General features: G+C 48.5%; 1 pseudogene. It reads right to left on the reverse strand.

What is annotated here, in order from left to right:
* A pseudogene (locus tag A3766_RS30960) lies at positions 1 to 340 on the reverse strand (2-polyprenyl-6-methoxyphenol hydroxylase); the annotation flags it as partial.

The raw sequence follows: 340 nt of genomic DNA on the forward strand, positions 1-340 counted from the left end.
CCCGCCAATGCCACACCCTGGCGGACATAGTTAATGGCATGGGACTTAAATAAAGGGAAGCTAGCGTGCTCTACAATGCGTGTAATGGTAGGAAGCTCTGAAGGATAAGCAGCTTTGATCGTCGCTAACAGCTCCTCGTTACCCATCTGCGATAATTTGCCGACACTTTCAGGCAAGTCGTACCAGACGAGTGAGCCAAAGTGTTCCTTACCACTATCGGCCAAGGGCAAAAATGCCAAGGGTCCATGAGAGGTGAATGACTGCCAGGTAATATCTTCCTGACTGCCTTCATACGCAGCAGTGCAGACAAAAGCATGCTGCGCATATTTGTCTTTATATT

It is taken from the genome of Oleiphilus sp. HI0132 (genome assembly GCF_001635845.1).